The organism is Streptomyces echinoruber, from assembly GCF_014651135.1.
Lineage (GTDB): Bacteria > Actinomycetota > Actinomycetes > Streptomycetales > Streptomycetaceae > Streptomyces > Streptomyces echinoruber.
Genome location: NZ_BMWH01000022.1, coordinates 113938 through 128132, shown reverse-complemented (window position 1 = coordinate 128132; position 14195 = coordinate 113938). Strand labels below are relative to the sequence as shown.

At 72.4% G+C, this 14195-nt stretch carries 12 protein-coding genes and 5 tRNA genes; 13 read left to right on the top strand and 4 right to left on the bottom strand.

The features are described 5' to 3' along the window. Nucleotides 1-18: 18 nt before the first annotated feature. From IE225_RS23585 to IE225_RS23575, 3 genes are all read right to left on the bottom strand, one after another. Nucleotides 19-417: a DUF742 domain-containing protein gene (locus IE225_RS23585; protein WP_190059595.1), complete on the bottom strand. Its 399-nt coding sequence runs from the start codon at nt 415-417 to the stop codon at nt 19-21. A gap of 111 nt (nt 418-528) precedes the next feature. Next, nucleotides 529-942: a roadblock/LC7 domain-containing protein gene (locus IE225_RS23580; protein ID WP_190059604.1), complete on the bottom strand. Its 414-nt coding sequence runs from the start codon at nt 940-942 to the stop codon at nt 529-531. Nucleotides 943-951: 9 nt separating this feature from the next. Continuing rightward, nucleotides 952-4734: a sensor histidine kinase gene (locus tag IE225_RS23575; protein ID WP_190059594.1), complete on the bottom strand. Its 3783-nt coding sequence runs from the start codon at nt 4732-4734 to the stop codon at nt 952-954. Nucleotides 4735-5335: 601 nt separating this feature from the next. Between IE225_RS23575 and IE225_RS23570 the strand changes: the two genes are divergently transcribed. The 11 genes from IE225_RS23570 (at nt 5336) to IE225_RS23520 (ending at nt 11147) form a co-directional block, all read left to right on the top strand. Beyond that, a complete protein-coding gene (locus tag IE225_RS23570; RefSeq protein ID WP_190059593.1) occupies nt 5336-5530 on the top strand; it encodes a hypothetical protein in 195 nt (64 codons plus the stop codon). Nucleotides 5531-5773: 243 nt separating this feature from the next. Continuing rightward, nucleotides 5774-6559: a fumarylacetoacetate hydrolase family protein gene (locus IE225_RS23565; RefSeq protein ID WP_190059592.1), complete on the top strand. Its 786-nt coding sequence runs from the start codon at nt 5774-5776 to the stop codon at nt 6557-6559. Next, on the top strand, nt 6552-8027 hold the full coding sequence (gene gltX, locus IE225_RS23560; RefSeq protein ID WP_190059591.1) for a glutamate--tRNA ligase: 1476 nt from the start codon (nt 6552-6554) through the stop codon (nt 8025-8027). Before IE225_RS23565 ends, gltX begins: the two co-directional genes overlap by 8 nt. Nucleotides 8028-8204: 177 nt before the next feature. Continuing rightward, on the top strand, nt 8205-8972 hold the full coding sequence (locus tag IE225_RS23555; RefSeq protein WP_190059590.1) for a DUF4241 domain-containing protein: 768 nt from the start codon (nt 8205-8207) through the stop codon (nt 8970-8972). 99 nt (nt 8973-9071) lie between these two features. Further along, a complete protein-coding gene (locus IE225_RS23550; protein WP_190059589.1) occupies nt 9072-9806 on the top strand; it encodes an HAD family hydrolase in 735 nt (244 codons plus the stop codon). Nucleotides 9807-9899: 93 nt separating this feature from the next. Then, nucleotides 9900-9971: transfer RNA gene (locus IE225_RS23545), tRNA-Gln, on the top strand. A gap of 39 nt (nt 9972-10010) precedes the next feature. Then, nucleotides 10011-10083 (top strand) — tRNA-Glu (locus IE225_RS23540). A 35-nt stretch (nt 10084-10118) separates the two neighbouring features. Beyond that, nucleotides 10119-10194, top strand: a tRNA-Glu gene (locus tag IE225_RS23535). Nucleotides 10195-10210: 16 nt separating this feature from the next. Continuing rightward, nucleotides 10211-10282, top strand: a tRNA-Gln gene (locus tag IE225_RS23530). A gap of 28 nt (nt 10283-10310) precedes the next feature. Next, nucleotides 10311-10383 (top strand) — tRNA-Glu (locus IE225_RS23525). 278 nt (nt 10384-10661) lie between these two features. Then, nucleotides 10662-11147 carry a DUF4188 domain-containing protein gene (locus IE225_RS23520; protein ID WP_190059588.1) on the top strand — a complete coding sequence of 162 codons (486 nt, stop codon included), beginning with the start codon at nt 10662-10664 and terminating at the stop codon, nt 11145-11147. An 84-nt stretch (nt 11148-11231) separates the two neighbouring features. Here IE225_RS23520 and ndgR read toward each other — a convergent pair whose 3' ends face one another. Next, the gene (gene ndgR / locus IE225_RS23515) at nt 11232-11948 is read right to left on the bottom strand and encodes an IclR family transcriptional regulator NdgR (RefSeq protein WP_190059587.1); all 717 of its coding nucleotides are present in this window, start codon (nt 11946-11948) and stop codon (nt 11232-11234) included. Nucleotides 11949-12150: 202 nt separating this feature from the next. On the opposite strand from ndgR, the gene leuC reads away from it, so the two are divergent. Together leuC and leuD are read left to right on the top strand one after the other, a co-directional pair. Beyond that, nucleotides 12151-13581, top strand: coding sequence for a 3-isopropylmalate dehydratase large subunit (gene leuC, locus IE225_RS23510; protein WP_190059586.1), 1431 nt, complete (start codon nt 12151-12153; stop codon nt 13579-13581). Nucleotides 13582-13586: 5 nt separating this feature from the next. Next, complete coding sequence (leuD, locus tag IE225_RS23505) at nt 13587-14180, top strand: 3-isopropylmalate dehydratase small subunit (protein WP_190059585.1); 594 nt, start codon at nt 13587-13589, stop codon at nt 14178-14180. The last annotated feature ends 15 nt before the right edge of the window (nt 14181-14195 follow it).

The window sequence follows — 14195 nt, the reverse complement described above, 5'->3', positions numbered from 1 at the left end:
GAGCGGGAAGGACCGCCGCTAGAGCTTGCGAAGTCCACTGAGCACCCTTTCGAGCAGTGTCACGTCCGGCGCGCCGCCGTTGTTCTCGTCGCCGCCCGGCTGGTGGATGGCGACCAGGCCCGCCTCCGCCAGGTCCGCCACGAGGATCCGGGCGACTCCCAGCGGCATGTTGAGGAGCGCCGACACCTCGGCCACCGACTTCACCTCGCGGCACAGGTGGCAGATGCGCTGGTGCTCCGGGAGCAGGGTCATGAGCGCTGCCGGGTCGGCCGTGGTGCTGATCAGTGCCTCGATGGCGAGCTGGTAGCGCGGCCGGGTCCGGCCACCCGTCATGGCGTACGGCCGGACCAGCGGCTGGTCGCCCTCGTCCCCGTACGGCTCGGCGTACGGATCATGAGGAGCGGTGGGCGGGGTCATGAATCCTCCGGGCGGGACAGCAAGTGAGTCAGTCGTGCCGTCTGACGGGGCCGGTGGGGGGATTGTGGCGGCCGGACGGTGATTTGGTGAGACGGGTGGATCCGGGGCCGGTCAGTGGAGGAGACTTCCCTGGAGCTCGGCGCGCAGGTCCGGGGTGAGGACCGCCCCTGCGCGGTCGACCAGGAGCGTCATCTCGTAGCCGACCAGGCCGATGTCGCACTCGGGGTGGGCCAGAACCGCCAGGGACGACCCGTCCGAGATGGACATGAGGAACAGGAAACCGCGTTCCATCTCGACGACCGTCTGTGCCACGGTGCCGCCCTCGAAGATCCGGGAAGCCCCGGCGGTCAGCGAGGTCAGCCCGGAGGCGACGGCCGCGAGCTGGTCGGCGCGGTCGCGGGGGAAACCTTCGGACATGGCCAGCAGCAGGCCGTCCGCGGACACCACCACGGTGTGGGACACCCCCGGGGTGTTGTCCACGAAACTGGTGATCAACCAGTTCAGGTTCTGTGCCGCCTGGCTCATCTGGCTCAACTAACGCTCCTGCTGGTGAGTGGGGCTCGGGAAGCTGCCGGTCTGGCCGGCCGAACCGGCCTGCCGGCCCTGCGCGATGCCCCGGCGGAGATTGGTCAGCCGGCCGCGTACGTCGGCGGGCGCACGCGAGACCTGCGGACCGCTCTGGTGCGGTTGCTGCTGAGCCGTGCCCGGGACGAGGTTCGCCCGGGGCACCCGGCGCGGCAGGCCGGAGGTGGTCACCCCGCCCGAGGCGGGCTGCCGGACCCGCTCGGCCTGCCGCATCAGCTCGTCGTTGGGCGAGCTGCGCCAGGCGCCGGCGGCGGGTCGCTGCGCCGCGGAGCCCTGGGACTGCCCGGACGACGAGGCGGACGACGAGGCGGACGACGACGAGCTGATCCGGGAGCGGGCCCGGCCGCCGCGGAACCAGTCGGTCTCCAGCGTGTCGTACAGCGGTGTACGCCCGTCCCCCGGGCCCGTGGCCGGCGGCAGCGCCTCCGGCTCCTGGGGCCGCTGCGGGGCCGGCGGGCGCGGCGCGCCGAAGTCGGCGCGGCCCGCGTCCTGCTGCGGCCGCTGGAACTGGCCCGTGCCCGAGGGCGCGTGCGGCCGCTCCGGCAGGGCGTACTGACCCGTCGTGCCGCTGTCGTAGCCGGGCTGCGGGAACTGGCCGGTGGACCCGGCGTCGTACCCCTGCGGCGCCGGGTAGCGGCCCGTCGTGCCGGACGGGTCGGGCTGGTGCTGCTGCTGCGGATTCGCGCCGGCCTGGCCGTAGACGTCCGGGCGGACGAACTGGCCCTGGTCGCCCGGCTGGCCCTGGTCGCCCTGGGAGTTCACGCCGGGGCGCGGACCACCGAAGTCCGGACGGGGGAACTCGCCGGTGGAGCCGGGGCCCTGGCGGTCGTCGATCCGCGGGATCTCGGCGGTGGAGCCGGGGCCCTGGCGGTCGTCGACGCGCGGCAGCTGGGCGGTCTGCGCCGGGTCCTGCTCGTCGTGGCCGCGCGGGGCGTCCAGCGCGGCGGGGGACGGCCCGGACATCGTGTCGTCGCCCCAGCGCTGCTGCGGCGCGCCCCCGGGCAGCTCCGCGCGCGGACCGCCGCGCGGCGGCAGCTGCGGCTGGCGGCCCTGCTCGGTGCCGCCGGCCCGCTGCGGGGGCACCTCGGCGCCGCCGAAGCCGTCCTGCGGCCGGCCGCCCGCGCCGAAGCGCTGCCCGTCGTCGAAGCCCTGTCCCGCGCCCGTGCCGGCCGCCTGCAGGCCCTGCGGGGCGGCGGGAGCCGTGCTGCCGAAGCCGGTGCCCGCGCCGGCCGGGGCCGGCCGGCCCTGCTGCGGTCCGCGCGGTGCGCCCATGGCGCCCGGCGCACCGGGGCGGCCGCCCGCGTCCCGGCCCGGCAGCGCGGCCCGCGGACCCTGCCCGGTCACCTGGCCGCGCGGCCCCGCGCCGGGGCCGAGGCGCCCGGCGCCGCCGTTCGGTCCGAAGGCACCGCCGGCCTGGGCCTGGCGACGGGCCGCGGCGGCGCCGGCGGCGGCCTGCGCGGCCGCCGGGCCGCCACCGCCGACCGGGGCCTGGCCCGGCTTGCCCGGCTGCGGCTTCTTGCCGCCCTGGGCGACGTCCACCGGCAGCATGACCAGCGCGGTCGTACCGCCCGAGTCGGACGGGCGCAGCTGGATGCGGATGCCGTGGCGCTGCGAGAGGCGGCCGACCACGAACAGACCCATGCGGCGGGAGACGGAGACGTCCACGGTGGGCGGCGAGGCGAGCCGCTCGTTGATCGCCGCGAGGTCCTCGGGGGACAGGCCGATACCGGTGTCGTGGATCTCGATCAGCACGCGGCCGTCGGGCAGCGCGTGACCGGTGACCTTGACCTTGGTCTGCGGCGAGGAGAACGAGGTCGCGTTCTCCAGCAGCTCGGCCAGCAGGTGCACGAGGTCGTTGACGACGCGGCCGGCGACCTCGGTGCTGGGCACCGAGGCCAGTTCGATGCGCTCGTACTGCTCCACCTCGGAGGCGGCGGCGCGCAGCACGTCGACCAGCGGGACCGGGCGGGTCCACCGGCGGCCGGGCTCCTCACCCGCGAGGACGAGCAGGTTCTCGCCGTTGCGGCGCATACGGGTGGCGAGGTGGTCCAGCTTGAACAGCGAGGCGAGCTGGTCCGGGTCGGCCTCGCGGGACTCCAGCTCGGAGATCAGCGACAGCTGACGCTGGATCAGACCCTGGGAGCGGCGCGAGAGGTTGGTGAACATCGCGTTGACGTTGCCCCGCAGCAGGGCCTGCTCGGCGGCGAGGCGGACCGCCTCGCGGTGCACGTCGTCGAAGGCCGCGGCCACCCGGCCGATCTCGTCGCGGGAGTGGACGCCGACCGACTCCACGGAGGTGTCGACGTCCTGCGGGTCGGACTCCGACAGCTGCTTGACCAGCTCGGGCAGGCGCTCCTGGGCGACCCGGGTCGCGGTCTCCTCCAGGCGGCGCAGCGAGCGGATCATGCCGCGGGCCACGACGAACGCGCCGACCAGCGAGACACCGAGCACGAGCAGGATCAGCGCACCGGAGATGATCGCGTCGCGCTCGGTGGCGCTGCGCAGCTCGCGCGCCTTCTGCTCCATGTCCTCGAGCAGCGTGTGCTCGATCTTCTTCATCTGCTCGATCTTGGTCGAGCTGTCGTCCACCCAGTCCTTGTACGACCGCTTGTCCACCGACTTCAGGCCGTTGGGCTGGTCCAGGACGCGCTTGGCGTAGACGTCGGCGGCCTCGATGGTCGGGTTGCCCTCGTCGATGGGCTTGACGAGCTCCTCGGCGCCGTCGCCGTAGATGTTGCGGAAGCTGCTCAGCTCGGAGGTCTCGCTCTCCAGCGCCGCGTCGCCGTAGAGGCGGTCGTTGTCGGAGAGGCGGCCGTAGGTGGTGTTGCTGGCGGGCAGCGCGGCGGCGATCACGGCGCGCTGGACGGAGGCGTACTCCTTGGCGGAGGAGAAGGCGGCCAGCGCGCGGGTGCGCTGGATCATCTCCGGGTTGCTGGTGGCCTCCGCCATGTCCTGCGACAGGGAGAGTAGGTCGGTGATGAGGCGGTGGTAGGCGTCCACCGTCCGGGCGGAGTTGCCCTCGGACTGGAAGGCGTCCTTGCGGATCTTGCTCAGGCCGTTGAGCTCGCTGGCGAGGCCGACGAGGGTGTCGCGCACGCCCTGGAGGTTGCCGCCCTTGTCGGCGGTGTCGATCTCCTCGGCGCTGTTGATGAAGTTGGCCCGGGCCCGGTCGGTCTTCTCCCGGTAGCCCTTGACGGTGTAGTCGCTCGCGCCGGCGCCGTGGGCGAGGGGACCGGCCGACTGGTCGCGCTCCTCCTGGAGCGCGGCGGCCAGCTCGGTCGCCTGCTTGGTCATGTCGGTCAGCAGCTTCATGTTGTCGAGCTGCTGGATGTCGTCCATCGACTGGTTGATGCGCAGCGCGCCCAGCGTGGTGGCCGCGACCACCGGGAGGGCGAGCAGCGACACCAGCCGGGTGGAGATCCGCCAGTTGCGCAGGGCCATGCGCGAGCCCGGACCGGGGGCGCCCTGCGGCGGCTTCACGGTCGGCGTGGTGTTCGGGGTGCCCGGCGCGCCGGTCTGGCCCTGGGCGCCGGACGGCCCGCCCGGGGAGCCCGGCGCGGCGGATATGCCGGGGCGCGACACGGAGACGCCGGGGCGGCCCGGGCGCTCACCGCCGTCGCCGGCCGGGGCCGGGCCCGGGTTCTGGGCGTGCTGGGGGGAGGAACCGCGGCCGGTTCCGCCGTGCTCCGGCTCCGCCGAAGCGCTGCCATCCCTCTTGAAACGTCCCTGCACTAGCGTCGCAACCTCTGGACCAGGCGCCCCTCCGCGCAAGCGGAAGGACACGGTGTCGGCGTGTGTAGGGGAGCGCCCTGAATACGCCCCCCTGGGTGGTCAATGAGTGACCGGCGCTGGCTCCCCCTTCTCTCGCCGCCACTCGGCGCTGCTTCGCGCTCCCGTGCGCCGGCTCGATCCCGCGGCGGTCCGTGGAATTCCAGCACAGTGCAGGATCTCCAACAAGGCCCGTGGACCAGCCTGTGACCTTGATGACAACGGGTGAGATTACGGTTACGCAGGGTCGAGTCTTATCTCCCGCAAAGCGGACGTATCGCGACGATCCGGCGCGCCGGAATCGGTGTCCCAGTCGCCATGATCAGGAGCGGAATGGTGGCTTCAGGTGACCAATGTCCGTTTCGTGGCCGCGAGAGGCGGGCCCGAAATGCCCGTTTCGCCCTTGGATTCGTGAGCAAACTCACACGGGATCCATGGAGTCTTCATGGCTGTGGCGGGGAATGGCACGTTTAATCTGAGGCTTTACAGATATGGCAAAATCGGCAAGCCGCGCCCGGCGTCCCGTTCCGCCGGGCGCCCGGACGAGACAGGGTTTCGCACCACCGTGAAGACGACGATGATGTTCCGCTCGATCGCCAACCCCCGGCGCACCACGCTGGCGCACGTGAAGGACGCCGCCGACCTGCAGACGCCGGAGCAGCCGGAGCACTCCGTCGACCTCCCCACCCAGACCGCCAACCCGCGCCGCACCATCCTGACGAAGGTGCCGGCCGCGGCGGCCGCCTCCGCCGCAGAGTAGTACCCACGCCGTAGTACCCACGCCACAGAAGTACGCGCGCAGACCGCCGCCCGTTCACCACGGCCCGCCGGCGACCGCGCGACCCCCACGGGCGCCCCGCAGCGACGGGGCGCCCGTCCCTGTGCGGACGCGCCCAGTACGCCGGGCGCCCTCCCTTCGCAGGTGCGCCCCCGCCTGCCGCGTTAGCCTGGAGCGTCAGACTCCAGCCGCAATCGGTTCACAGTTAAGGGGCGCAAGGATCCCGTGCGCATCGCCAGGTTCTCCATCGACGGGAACGTCGCCTTCGGAGCGGTCGAGGGCGACCGGCCGGACCAGCTCGTCCTGGACATCATCAAGGGCATCCCGTTCGCGGACTTCGAGCTCTCCGGCACCAAGGTGCCGCTGAGCAAGGTACGGCTGCTGCCGCCGGTCCTGCCCAACAAGGTCGTCGCCTTCGGCCGCAACTACGCCGAGCACGCCCGCGAACTGGGCAACGAGGTGCCCGAGGCGCCGTTCGCCTTCTTCAAGCCGGCCACCGCCGTCATCGGCCACGGCGACGAGATCCAGTACCCGCCCTTCAGCCAGGAACTGCACCACGAGGCCGAGCTCGCCGTCGTCATCGGCCGCATGTGCCGCGAGGTCCCGCGCGAACGCGTCCAGGACGTCGTCTTCGGCTACACCTGCGCCAACGACGTCACCGCCCGCGACGTCCAGCGCCGCGAGAAGCAGTGGGCCCGGGCCAAGGGCTTCGACACCTCCTGCCCGCTCGGCCCCTGGGTGGAGACCGACATCGACCTCGCGCGTGCGAACGACCTCACCGTCCAGCTGACGGTGAACGGGCAGCAGCGCCAGCTCGGCCGCACCAGCGAGATGATCCACCCCATCGAGGACCTGATCGTCAACATCTCCGAGGCCATGACCCTCCTCCCCGGCGACGTGATCCTCACCGGCACCCCGGCAGGCGTCGGACCCCTCAACGTCGGCGACGAGGTCGCCGTCACCATCGAAGGCATCGGCACTCTCACCAACAAGGTGATCAAGCGTGGCTAACGCGAACGTCCGCGTCCGTTTCTGTCCCTCGCCGACCGGCAACCCCCACGTGGGCCTGGTCCGCACCGCCCTGTTCAACTGGGCGTTCGCCCGGCACCACGGCGGCACCCTGGTCTTCCGCATCGAGGACACCGACGCGGCGCGCGACTCGGAGGAGTCGTACCGGCAGCTGCTCGACGCGATGCGCTGGCTCGGCCTGGACTGGGACGAGGGCCCCGAGGTCGGCGGCCCGCACGCGCCCTACCGCCAGTCGCAGCGCATGGACCTCTACCGGGACGTCGCGCAGAAGCTGCTCGACGCCGGCCACGCCTACCCCTGCTACTGCACGCAGGAGGAGCTCGACACCCGCCGCGAGGCCGCCCGCGCCGCCGGCCGGCCCTCCGGCTACGACGGCCACTGCCGCGACCTCACCGAGGAGCAGGTCGAGCAGTACAAGGCGCAGGGCCGCACCCCGATCGTCCGCTTCCGCATGCCCGACGAGACGATCACCTTCACCGACCTGGTCCGCGGCGAGCTGACGTTCACCCCCGAGAACGTCCCCGACTACGGCATCGTCCGCGCCAACGGCGCGCCCCTCTACACGCTCGTCAACCCGGTCGACGACGCCCTGATGGAGATCACCCACGTGCTGCGCGGCGAGGACCTGCTCTCCTCGACGCCCCGTCAGATCGCCCTGTACAAGGCGCTGATGGAGCTGGGCATCGCCAAGGGCATTCCGCAGTTCGGCCACCTGCCCTACGTCATGGGCGAGGGCAACAAGAAGCTCTCCAAGCGCGACCCGCAGTCCTCCCTCAACCTCTACCGGGAGCGCGGCTTCCTGCGCGAGGGCCTGCTCAACTACCTCTCCCTGCTGGGCTGGTCGCTCGCCGCCGACCGGGACGTCTTCACCATCGAGGAGATGGTCGCGGCCTTTGACGTCGCCGACGTCAACCCCAACCCGGCCCGCTTCGACCTGAAGAAGTGCGAGGCGATCAACGGCGACCACATCCGCATGCTGGACGTGAAGGAGTTCGCCGAGCGCTGCCGCCCCTGGCTCCAGCCGCCGTTCGCCCCCTGGGCGCCGGAGGACTTCGACGAGGACCGCTGGCAGGCCATCGCCCCGCACGCGCAGACCCGCGTGAAGGTCCTCTCCGAGATCACCGACAACGTCGACTTCCTGTTCCTGCCGGAGCCGGTCTTCGACGAGGCGTCCTGGAACAAGGCGATGAAGGAGGGCAGCGACGCGCTCCTGCGCACCGTGCGGGAGAAGCTGGAAGCGGCCGACTGGACCTCCCCGGAGGCGCTGAAGGAGGCCGTCCAGGCGGCCGGCGAGGCCCACGGCCTCAAGCTCGGCAAGGCCCAGGCCCCGGTCCGCGTCGCCGTCACCGGCCGCACGGTGGGCCTGCCCCTCTTCGAGTCCCTCCAGGTCCTCGGCAAGGAGAAGTCGCTGGCCCGCATCGACGCGGCGCTGGCGCGGCTGGCGGGCTGAGCGCGCAGGCGGACACCGGGGCGGCGGCCGTGCGGGCCGCCGCCCCTGTCAGTGCCGGGGGCTAGTGTTCCCGCAGCGTGCCGCGCTGCCTGTGCAGCCGGCCCGACTGCCCTGCCACGCCCGGCACTTCGTCCCTCACCGAAGAGCGCGGGCCCCTCACTCCCGAAAGGCTCCGCCATGCCGATGCCCGCACGCGACTGCACCTGGCTGTTCACGCCCGGAAGCACCTTCACCTACGAGTCGGGCACCACCGGTGTGCTCCACGTCGTCGAGGGCGGTGAACTGTGGCTGCCCACGGGCCACGTCGTGGCCTGCGACCCGTTCGTCTACCTCGGCCAGGACGACAGCGAGCCCTTCACCGTCGCCGTCGCGCCCGGCCGCTACCGCGTCGACGCGGCCGTGGCCACCCTCACCCGGCCCGGCGAGCCCCCGTCCGACACCCCGCACCAGCGCGTGGCCGCCGCCCGCCTCGTCATCCGCGACGAGCCCGCCGTCTCCTGGGAACTGGCCCTCCTGCCCGGCCAGGACCCCGCCGCGCTGGGCGACGACGAGTTCTACGGCTACGGCGTCGACGCCGGCACCGGCTGCTTCCACGACGCCGCGGCCGACGGCGCCTTCGCCGACACGGCCGAGGCCGACGAGGGGCCGCTGTGGGACGCGTTCGAGGACAGCGACTGGGCCGCCCGCCCCCACGTGGTCACCGACCCGGAGACCGGCCACACCGTCGCCGCCTTCCCCTCCGGCTGGGGCGACGGCGCCTACCCGACCTGGATAGGCCGCTCGGCGTCCGGCGAGGTCACCTGCTTCGTCACCGACTTCTTCGTCGCCCCGGACCCTGCCGAGTCCACCGAGCCCGCCGAGTCCGGCGACTCGGGCGGTTTCACCGGGTCCGCAGACTCCGGCGGCTCCGACGAGCCCGCTGCGACCGCCCCGGCCCTCTTCTGACCGTTCCGGCCGTCCCCTGACGGCCTCGGCCGGCCCGTGACCGCCCCGGCCCTGTCCGGACCCCCGGTCCCGCGCCCCACGGGCGCTAGGGTCGGTGCCATGGCGATCAGAGCCGTCGTCTGGGACGTGGACGACACCCTCTTCGACTACACCACCGCCGACCGCGTCGGCATGCGCGCGCACCTGGCGGCCGAGGGCCTGCTCGACCGGTACGGGGCCGTCGAGCAGGCCCTGGCCCGCTGGCGGGAGATCACCGACCTGCAGTGGGCGCGGTACGCGGCGGGGGAGCGGTCCTTCGAGGACCAGCGCCGCGACCGGGTGCGGGTCTTCCTGGACCGCCCCGGACTGACCGACGCGGAGGCCGACGCCTGGTTCCGGCGCTACCTGGAGCACTACGAGGCCGCCTGGGCGCTCTTCCCGGACGTCGTGCCCGTCCTGGACGCCCTCGCCGCCAGCCACCGGCACGCGGTGCTGTCCAACTCCAGCCTCCACGTCCAGGACCACAAGCTGCGCGTGCTCGGCCTGCGCGACCGCTTCGAGACCGTGCTGTGCGCCGCCGAGCTCGGCGTCTCCAAGCCTCAGGCCCGGGCGTTCCTCGCGGCCTGCGACGCCCTCGGCCTGCCCCCGCACGAGGTGGCGTACGTCGGCGACCACCCGGAGATCGACGGGCGGGGCGCGGCCGCGGCCGGCCTGCTGTCGGTGCTGATCGACCGCGCGGACGCGCACGCCGCGGTGGTCGCGCCCGGCGGACCGCGGCGCATCGCGAGCCTCGCGGAACTGCCCGCGGTGCTCGGTGCGGATACCGGTTTTGGAGCGCCGTCCACCTTCGGGTAATGTTCTTCCTGCGCGCCGGGGAGCGAGCCGGAAGGCCCGGGAACCGAAGCGCAGACCGGAGAACAGGCCCCCCTCGGGGAGCTTGTGGTCCAGTGGCCTATGGTGTAATTGGCAGCACGACGGATTCTGGTTCCGTTAGTCTTGGTTCGAGTCCAGGTAGGCCAGCTCGCAGAGCTCATCTGCATCGCGGATGCCATCCGCAAAGCCCCCGTTGTGTAGCGGCCTAGCACGCTGCCCTCTCAAGGCAGTAGCGCCGGTTCGAATCCGGTCGGGGGTACGGATCCCCACGGTCCTGCCACGGGGATCGCACGGGCCCCCGTTGTGTAGCGGCCTAGCACGCCGCCCTCTCAAGGCGGTAGCGCCGGTTCGAATCCGGTCGGGGGTACCAAAGGTCTAAACCACCTTGGTCTATGGTGTAATTGGCAGCACGACGGATTCTGGTTCCGTTAGTCTTGGTTCGAGTCCAGGTAGACCAGCTGGGATCTGCGGAGACGCAGACTCCACGCCCCCGTTGTGTAGCGGCCTAGCACGCCGCCCTCTCAAGGCGGTAGCGCCGGTTCGAATCCGGTCGGGGGTACGTACACCAAGGGCCCTCCCTCGGGGAGGGCCCTTCGTCGTGTCCGCGAGTCCGCGCCCCCGTACCCGGCCTTCCGCAGCTCCCGCTCGACTTCTCCGAGTCCCTCTCTCCGGGCTCCTCTCTCCGGGTCCCTCGCGTTCTCCGGAGCCCTCGCGGCGTCTCCTCGCCTCGTCCCCCGCTTCCTCGCGCCGCCCCCTTGCGGGCCTCATTGGGGAGTGTCACTATCCAATATAGATAGTCCAGCTATCCATAGGGATCGTCCCGGGAAGGGGCTCGTGATGGGTGCCAGGCCGATCGAAGGGCGCATGACCGCGGCGGGTCAGGGGGAGATCGTCGTCTTCCACATCGGGATGCGGATCAACAGCTTCACCGCCGTGCACAGTTGGTGGCCGGTGGCGCGGGCCATGGGCCCGATGCTCGCGGAGCTGCGGCGCGAGAAGGACAGCGGGCTGCTCGGCTACCAGACGCTGCTGGGCGGGCCCCGGGTGGTCCACCTGGTCCAGTACTGGGACTCCAAGGACAAGCTCCTCGCCTACGCCTCCGCGCCGGAGGGCCGCCACCGGCCGGCGTGGGCCGCCTTCAACCGGAGGCTGCGCGAGGGCAGGGGCAGGGTCGGCTTCTGGCACGAGACGTACGTCGTGCCCGCCGGGGCCTACGAGTCCATCTACGTGAACATGCCGGAGTACGGCCTCGGGAAGGCCACCGGCGTCGTCCCGGTCGGCCGCCGGGGCGAGCGTGCGGCCGACCGGCTGCGGATCTCCTGAGGCGCGGTGCGGCGGGCCCGCCGCGGCGCTGAGGCGGGCCCATGGTGCCGTCGTACGGCGCGTTGTACGGCGCGACCGCGCGGGTCAGCCCGAGCGGCGCAGGGCCTCCGAGAGGCGTGCGGCGGCGTCTATGACCGCCTGGGCGTGCATGCGGCCCGGGTGGCGCGTGAGGCGCTCGATGGGGCCGGAGACCGAGACGGCGGCCACCACGCGGTTGGAGGGGCCGCGCACGGGCGCGGAGACGGACGCCACGCCCGGCTCGCGCTCGCCGATCGACTGGGCCCAGCCGCGGCGCCGTACGCCCGACAGGGCCGTCGCCGTGAAGCGGGCGCCCTGCAGGCCGCGGTGCAGGCGCTCCGGCTCCTCCCAGGCCAGCAGGACCTGCGCGGAGGAACCCGCCTTCATGGTCAGGGTCGAACCGACCGGGACCGTGTCCCGCAGGCCGGACAGGCGTTCCGCCGCGGCCACGCAAATGCGCATGTCGCCCTGGCGGCGGTAGAGCTGCGCGCTCTCGCCCGTGACGTCCCTGAGGTGGGTGAGCACCGGGCCCGCCGTGGCGAGCAGGCGGTCCTCGCCCGCCGCCGCGGCCAGCTCGGCGAGCCGCGGGCCGAGGATGAAACGGCCCTGCATGTCACGCGCCACCATGCGGTGGTGCTCCAAGGCCACGGCCAGGCGGTGGGCCGTGGGTCGTGCCAGCCCGGTGGCGGCGACCAGACCCGCGAGGGTGGCCGGCCCGGACTCCAGGGCGCTCAGGACCAGGGCCGCCTTGTCCAGAACGCCGACGCCGCTACTGTTGTCCATGCAACGATACTTGCGTCTCACTCTGTGAAACGCAAGTTCATATTTCCGTGGAACGCGCCACCCTGGACTCCTACGGCGGCCCGCGGACCACGGGCCCGGCGGCGGACGCCCGAGGAAGCGGGAAACCGGGCGCGGGCGTGCCGCTCCCCAAGATCTCTAGATGGGCCGGCGGCACCGTCGTCGCCGGCCGGAGGGAACAGCGATGGGTAGGACACTCGCGGAGAAGGTCTGGGACGACCATGTCGTCCGGCGCGCCGAGGGCGAGCCCGACCTTCTCTACATCGATCTGCACCTGCTGCACGAGGTGACCAGCCCGCAGGCCTTCGACGGCCTCCGCAAGAGCGGGCGTGGCGTGCGCCGGCTCGACCTGACCATCGCCACCGAGGACCACAACACCCCGACCCTCGACATCGACAAGCCGATCGCCGACCCCGTCTCCCGCGCCCAGCTGGAGACGCTGCGCAAGAACTGCGCCGACTTCGGCGTGCGGCTGCACCCGCTGGGCGACGTGGAACAGGGCGTCGTGCACGTCGTGGGCCCGCAGCTGGGCCTGACCCAGCCCGGCATGACGGTCGTCTGCGGCGACTCGCACACCTCCACGCACGGCGCGTTCGGCGCGCTCGCCTTCGGCATCGGCACCTCGCAGGTCGAGCACGTGCTGGCCACGCAGACGCTGCCGATGGCCCGCCCGAAGACCATGGCGATCACGGTCGACGGCGAGCTGCCCGCGGGCGTCACCGCCAAGGACCTGATCCTGGCCATCATCGCGCGGATCGGCACCGGCGGCGGCCAGGGCTACATCCTGGAGTACCGGGGCTCGGCCATCGAGAAGCTCTCGATGGAGGCCCGCATGACCATCTGCAACATGTCGATCGAGGCCGGCGCCCGCGCGGGCATGATCGCCCCGGACGAGACGACCTTCGCCTACCTCAAGGGCCGCCCGCACGCGCCGCAGGGCGCCGACTGGGACGCGGCGGTGGAGTACTGGAGGACGCTGCGCACCGACGACGACGCCGAGTTCGACGCCGAGGTCGTCATCGACGCCGCCGAACTGTCGCCGTTCGTCACCTGGGGCACCAACCCCGGGCAGGGCGCGCCGTTGTCCGCCTCGGTCCCCGACCCCGCTTCGTACGAAGACCCCTCGGAGCGCCTCGCCGCCGAAAAGGCCCTGGAATACATGGGGTTGGAGGCCGGGCAGCCGCTGCGCTCCATCGAGGTGGACACCGTCTTCGTAGGCTCCTGCACCAACGGCCGCATCGAGGACCTGCGCGCCGCGGCGGACGTGCTGCGGGGCCGCAAAGTCGCCGACGGCGTACGGATGCTGGTCGTCCCCGGCTCCGCGCGGGTGGGGCTGCAGGCCGTCGAGGAGGGCCTGGACGTGGTCTTCAAGGAGGCCGGCGCCGAATGGCGGCACGCCGGTTGCTCGATGTGCCTGGGCATGAACCCCGACCAGCTCAAGCCGGGTGAGCGCGCGGCGTCCACCTCCAACCGCAACTTCGAGGGACGGCAGGGCAAGGGCGGCCGCACCCACCTGGTCTCGCCGCAGGTCGCCGCCGCCACGGCCGTCCTGGGCCGCCTGGCCTCGCCCGCCGACCTGACCGACGTCGACACCGTCACGCCCGCTGGAGTCTGAGAGACATGGAAGCCTTCACCACGCACACCGGCCGGGCCGTCCCGCTGCGCCGCAGCAACGTCGACACCGACCAGATCATCCCCGCCCACTGGCTCAAGAAGGTCACGCGCGACGGGTTCGAGGACGGGCTGTTCGAGGCCTGGCGCAAGGACCCGGAGTTCGTGCTCAACCGGCCCGAGCGGCAGGGCGCGACCGTGCTGATCGCCGGCCCCGACTTCGGCACCGGCTCCTCGCGCGAGCACGCCGTCTGGGCGCTGCAGAACTACGGCTTCAAGGCCGTGATCTCCTCCCGCTTCGCCGACATCTTCCACGGCAACTCGCTGAAGAACGGCCTGCTCACCGTCGTCCTCGACCAGAAGACCGTGGACGCGCTGTGGGAGCTCACCGAGCAGGACCCGACCGCCGAGGTGACCGTCGACCTGGTCGCGCGCGAGGTGCGCGCCGAGGGCGTCACCGCCTCCTTCGAACTGGACGAGAACTCCCGCTGGCGGCTGCTGAACGGCCTCGACGACATCTCCCTCACCCTGCAGAACGAGGCCGACATCGCCGCCTACGAGGCGAAGCGCCCGTCGTTCAAGCCGCGCACGCTGCAGCTCTGACCCGCGGCCGCGCGC

Coding starts and splice junctions, on each gene's coding strand:
- IE225_RS23550 (WP_190059589.1), top strand. CDS start 9,072: ATGGCGATCAGAGCCGTCGTCTGGGACGTGGACGACACCCTCTTCGAC.
- leuD (WP_190059585.1), top strand. CDS start 13,587: ATGGAAGCCTTCACCACGCACACCGGCCGGGCCGTCCCGCTGCGCCGC.
- IE225_RS23555 (WP_190059590.1), top strand. CDS start 8,205: ATGCCGATGCCCGCACGCGACTGCACCTGGCTGTTCACGCCCGGAAGC.
- IE225_RS23520 (WP_190059588.1), top strand. CDS start 10,662: ATGGGTGCCAGGCCGATCGAAGGGCGCATGACCGCGGCGGGTCAGGGG.
- IE225_RS23585 (WP_190059595.1), bottom strand. CDS start 417: ATGACCCCGCCCACCGCTCCTCATGATCCGTACGCCGAGCCGTACGGG.
- ndgR (WP_190059587.1), bottom strand. CDS start 11,948: ATGGACAACAGTAGCGGCGTCGGCGTTCTGGACAAGGCGGCCCTGGTC.
- IE225_RS23580 (WP_190059604.1), bottom strand. CDS start 942: ATGAGCCAGGCGGCACAGAACCTGAACTGGTTGATCACCAGTTTCGTG.
- leuC (WP_190059586.1), top strand. CDS start 12,151: ATGGGTAGGACACTCGCGGAGAAGGTCTGGGACGACCATGTCGTCCGG.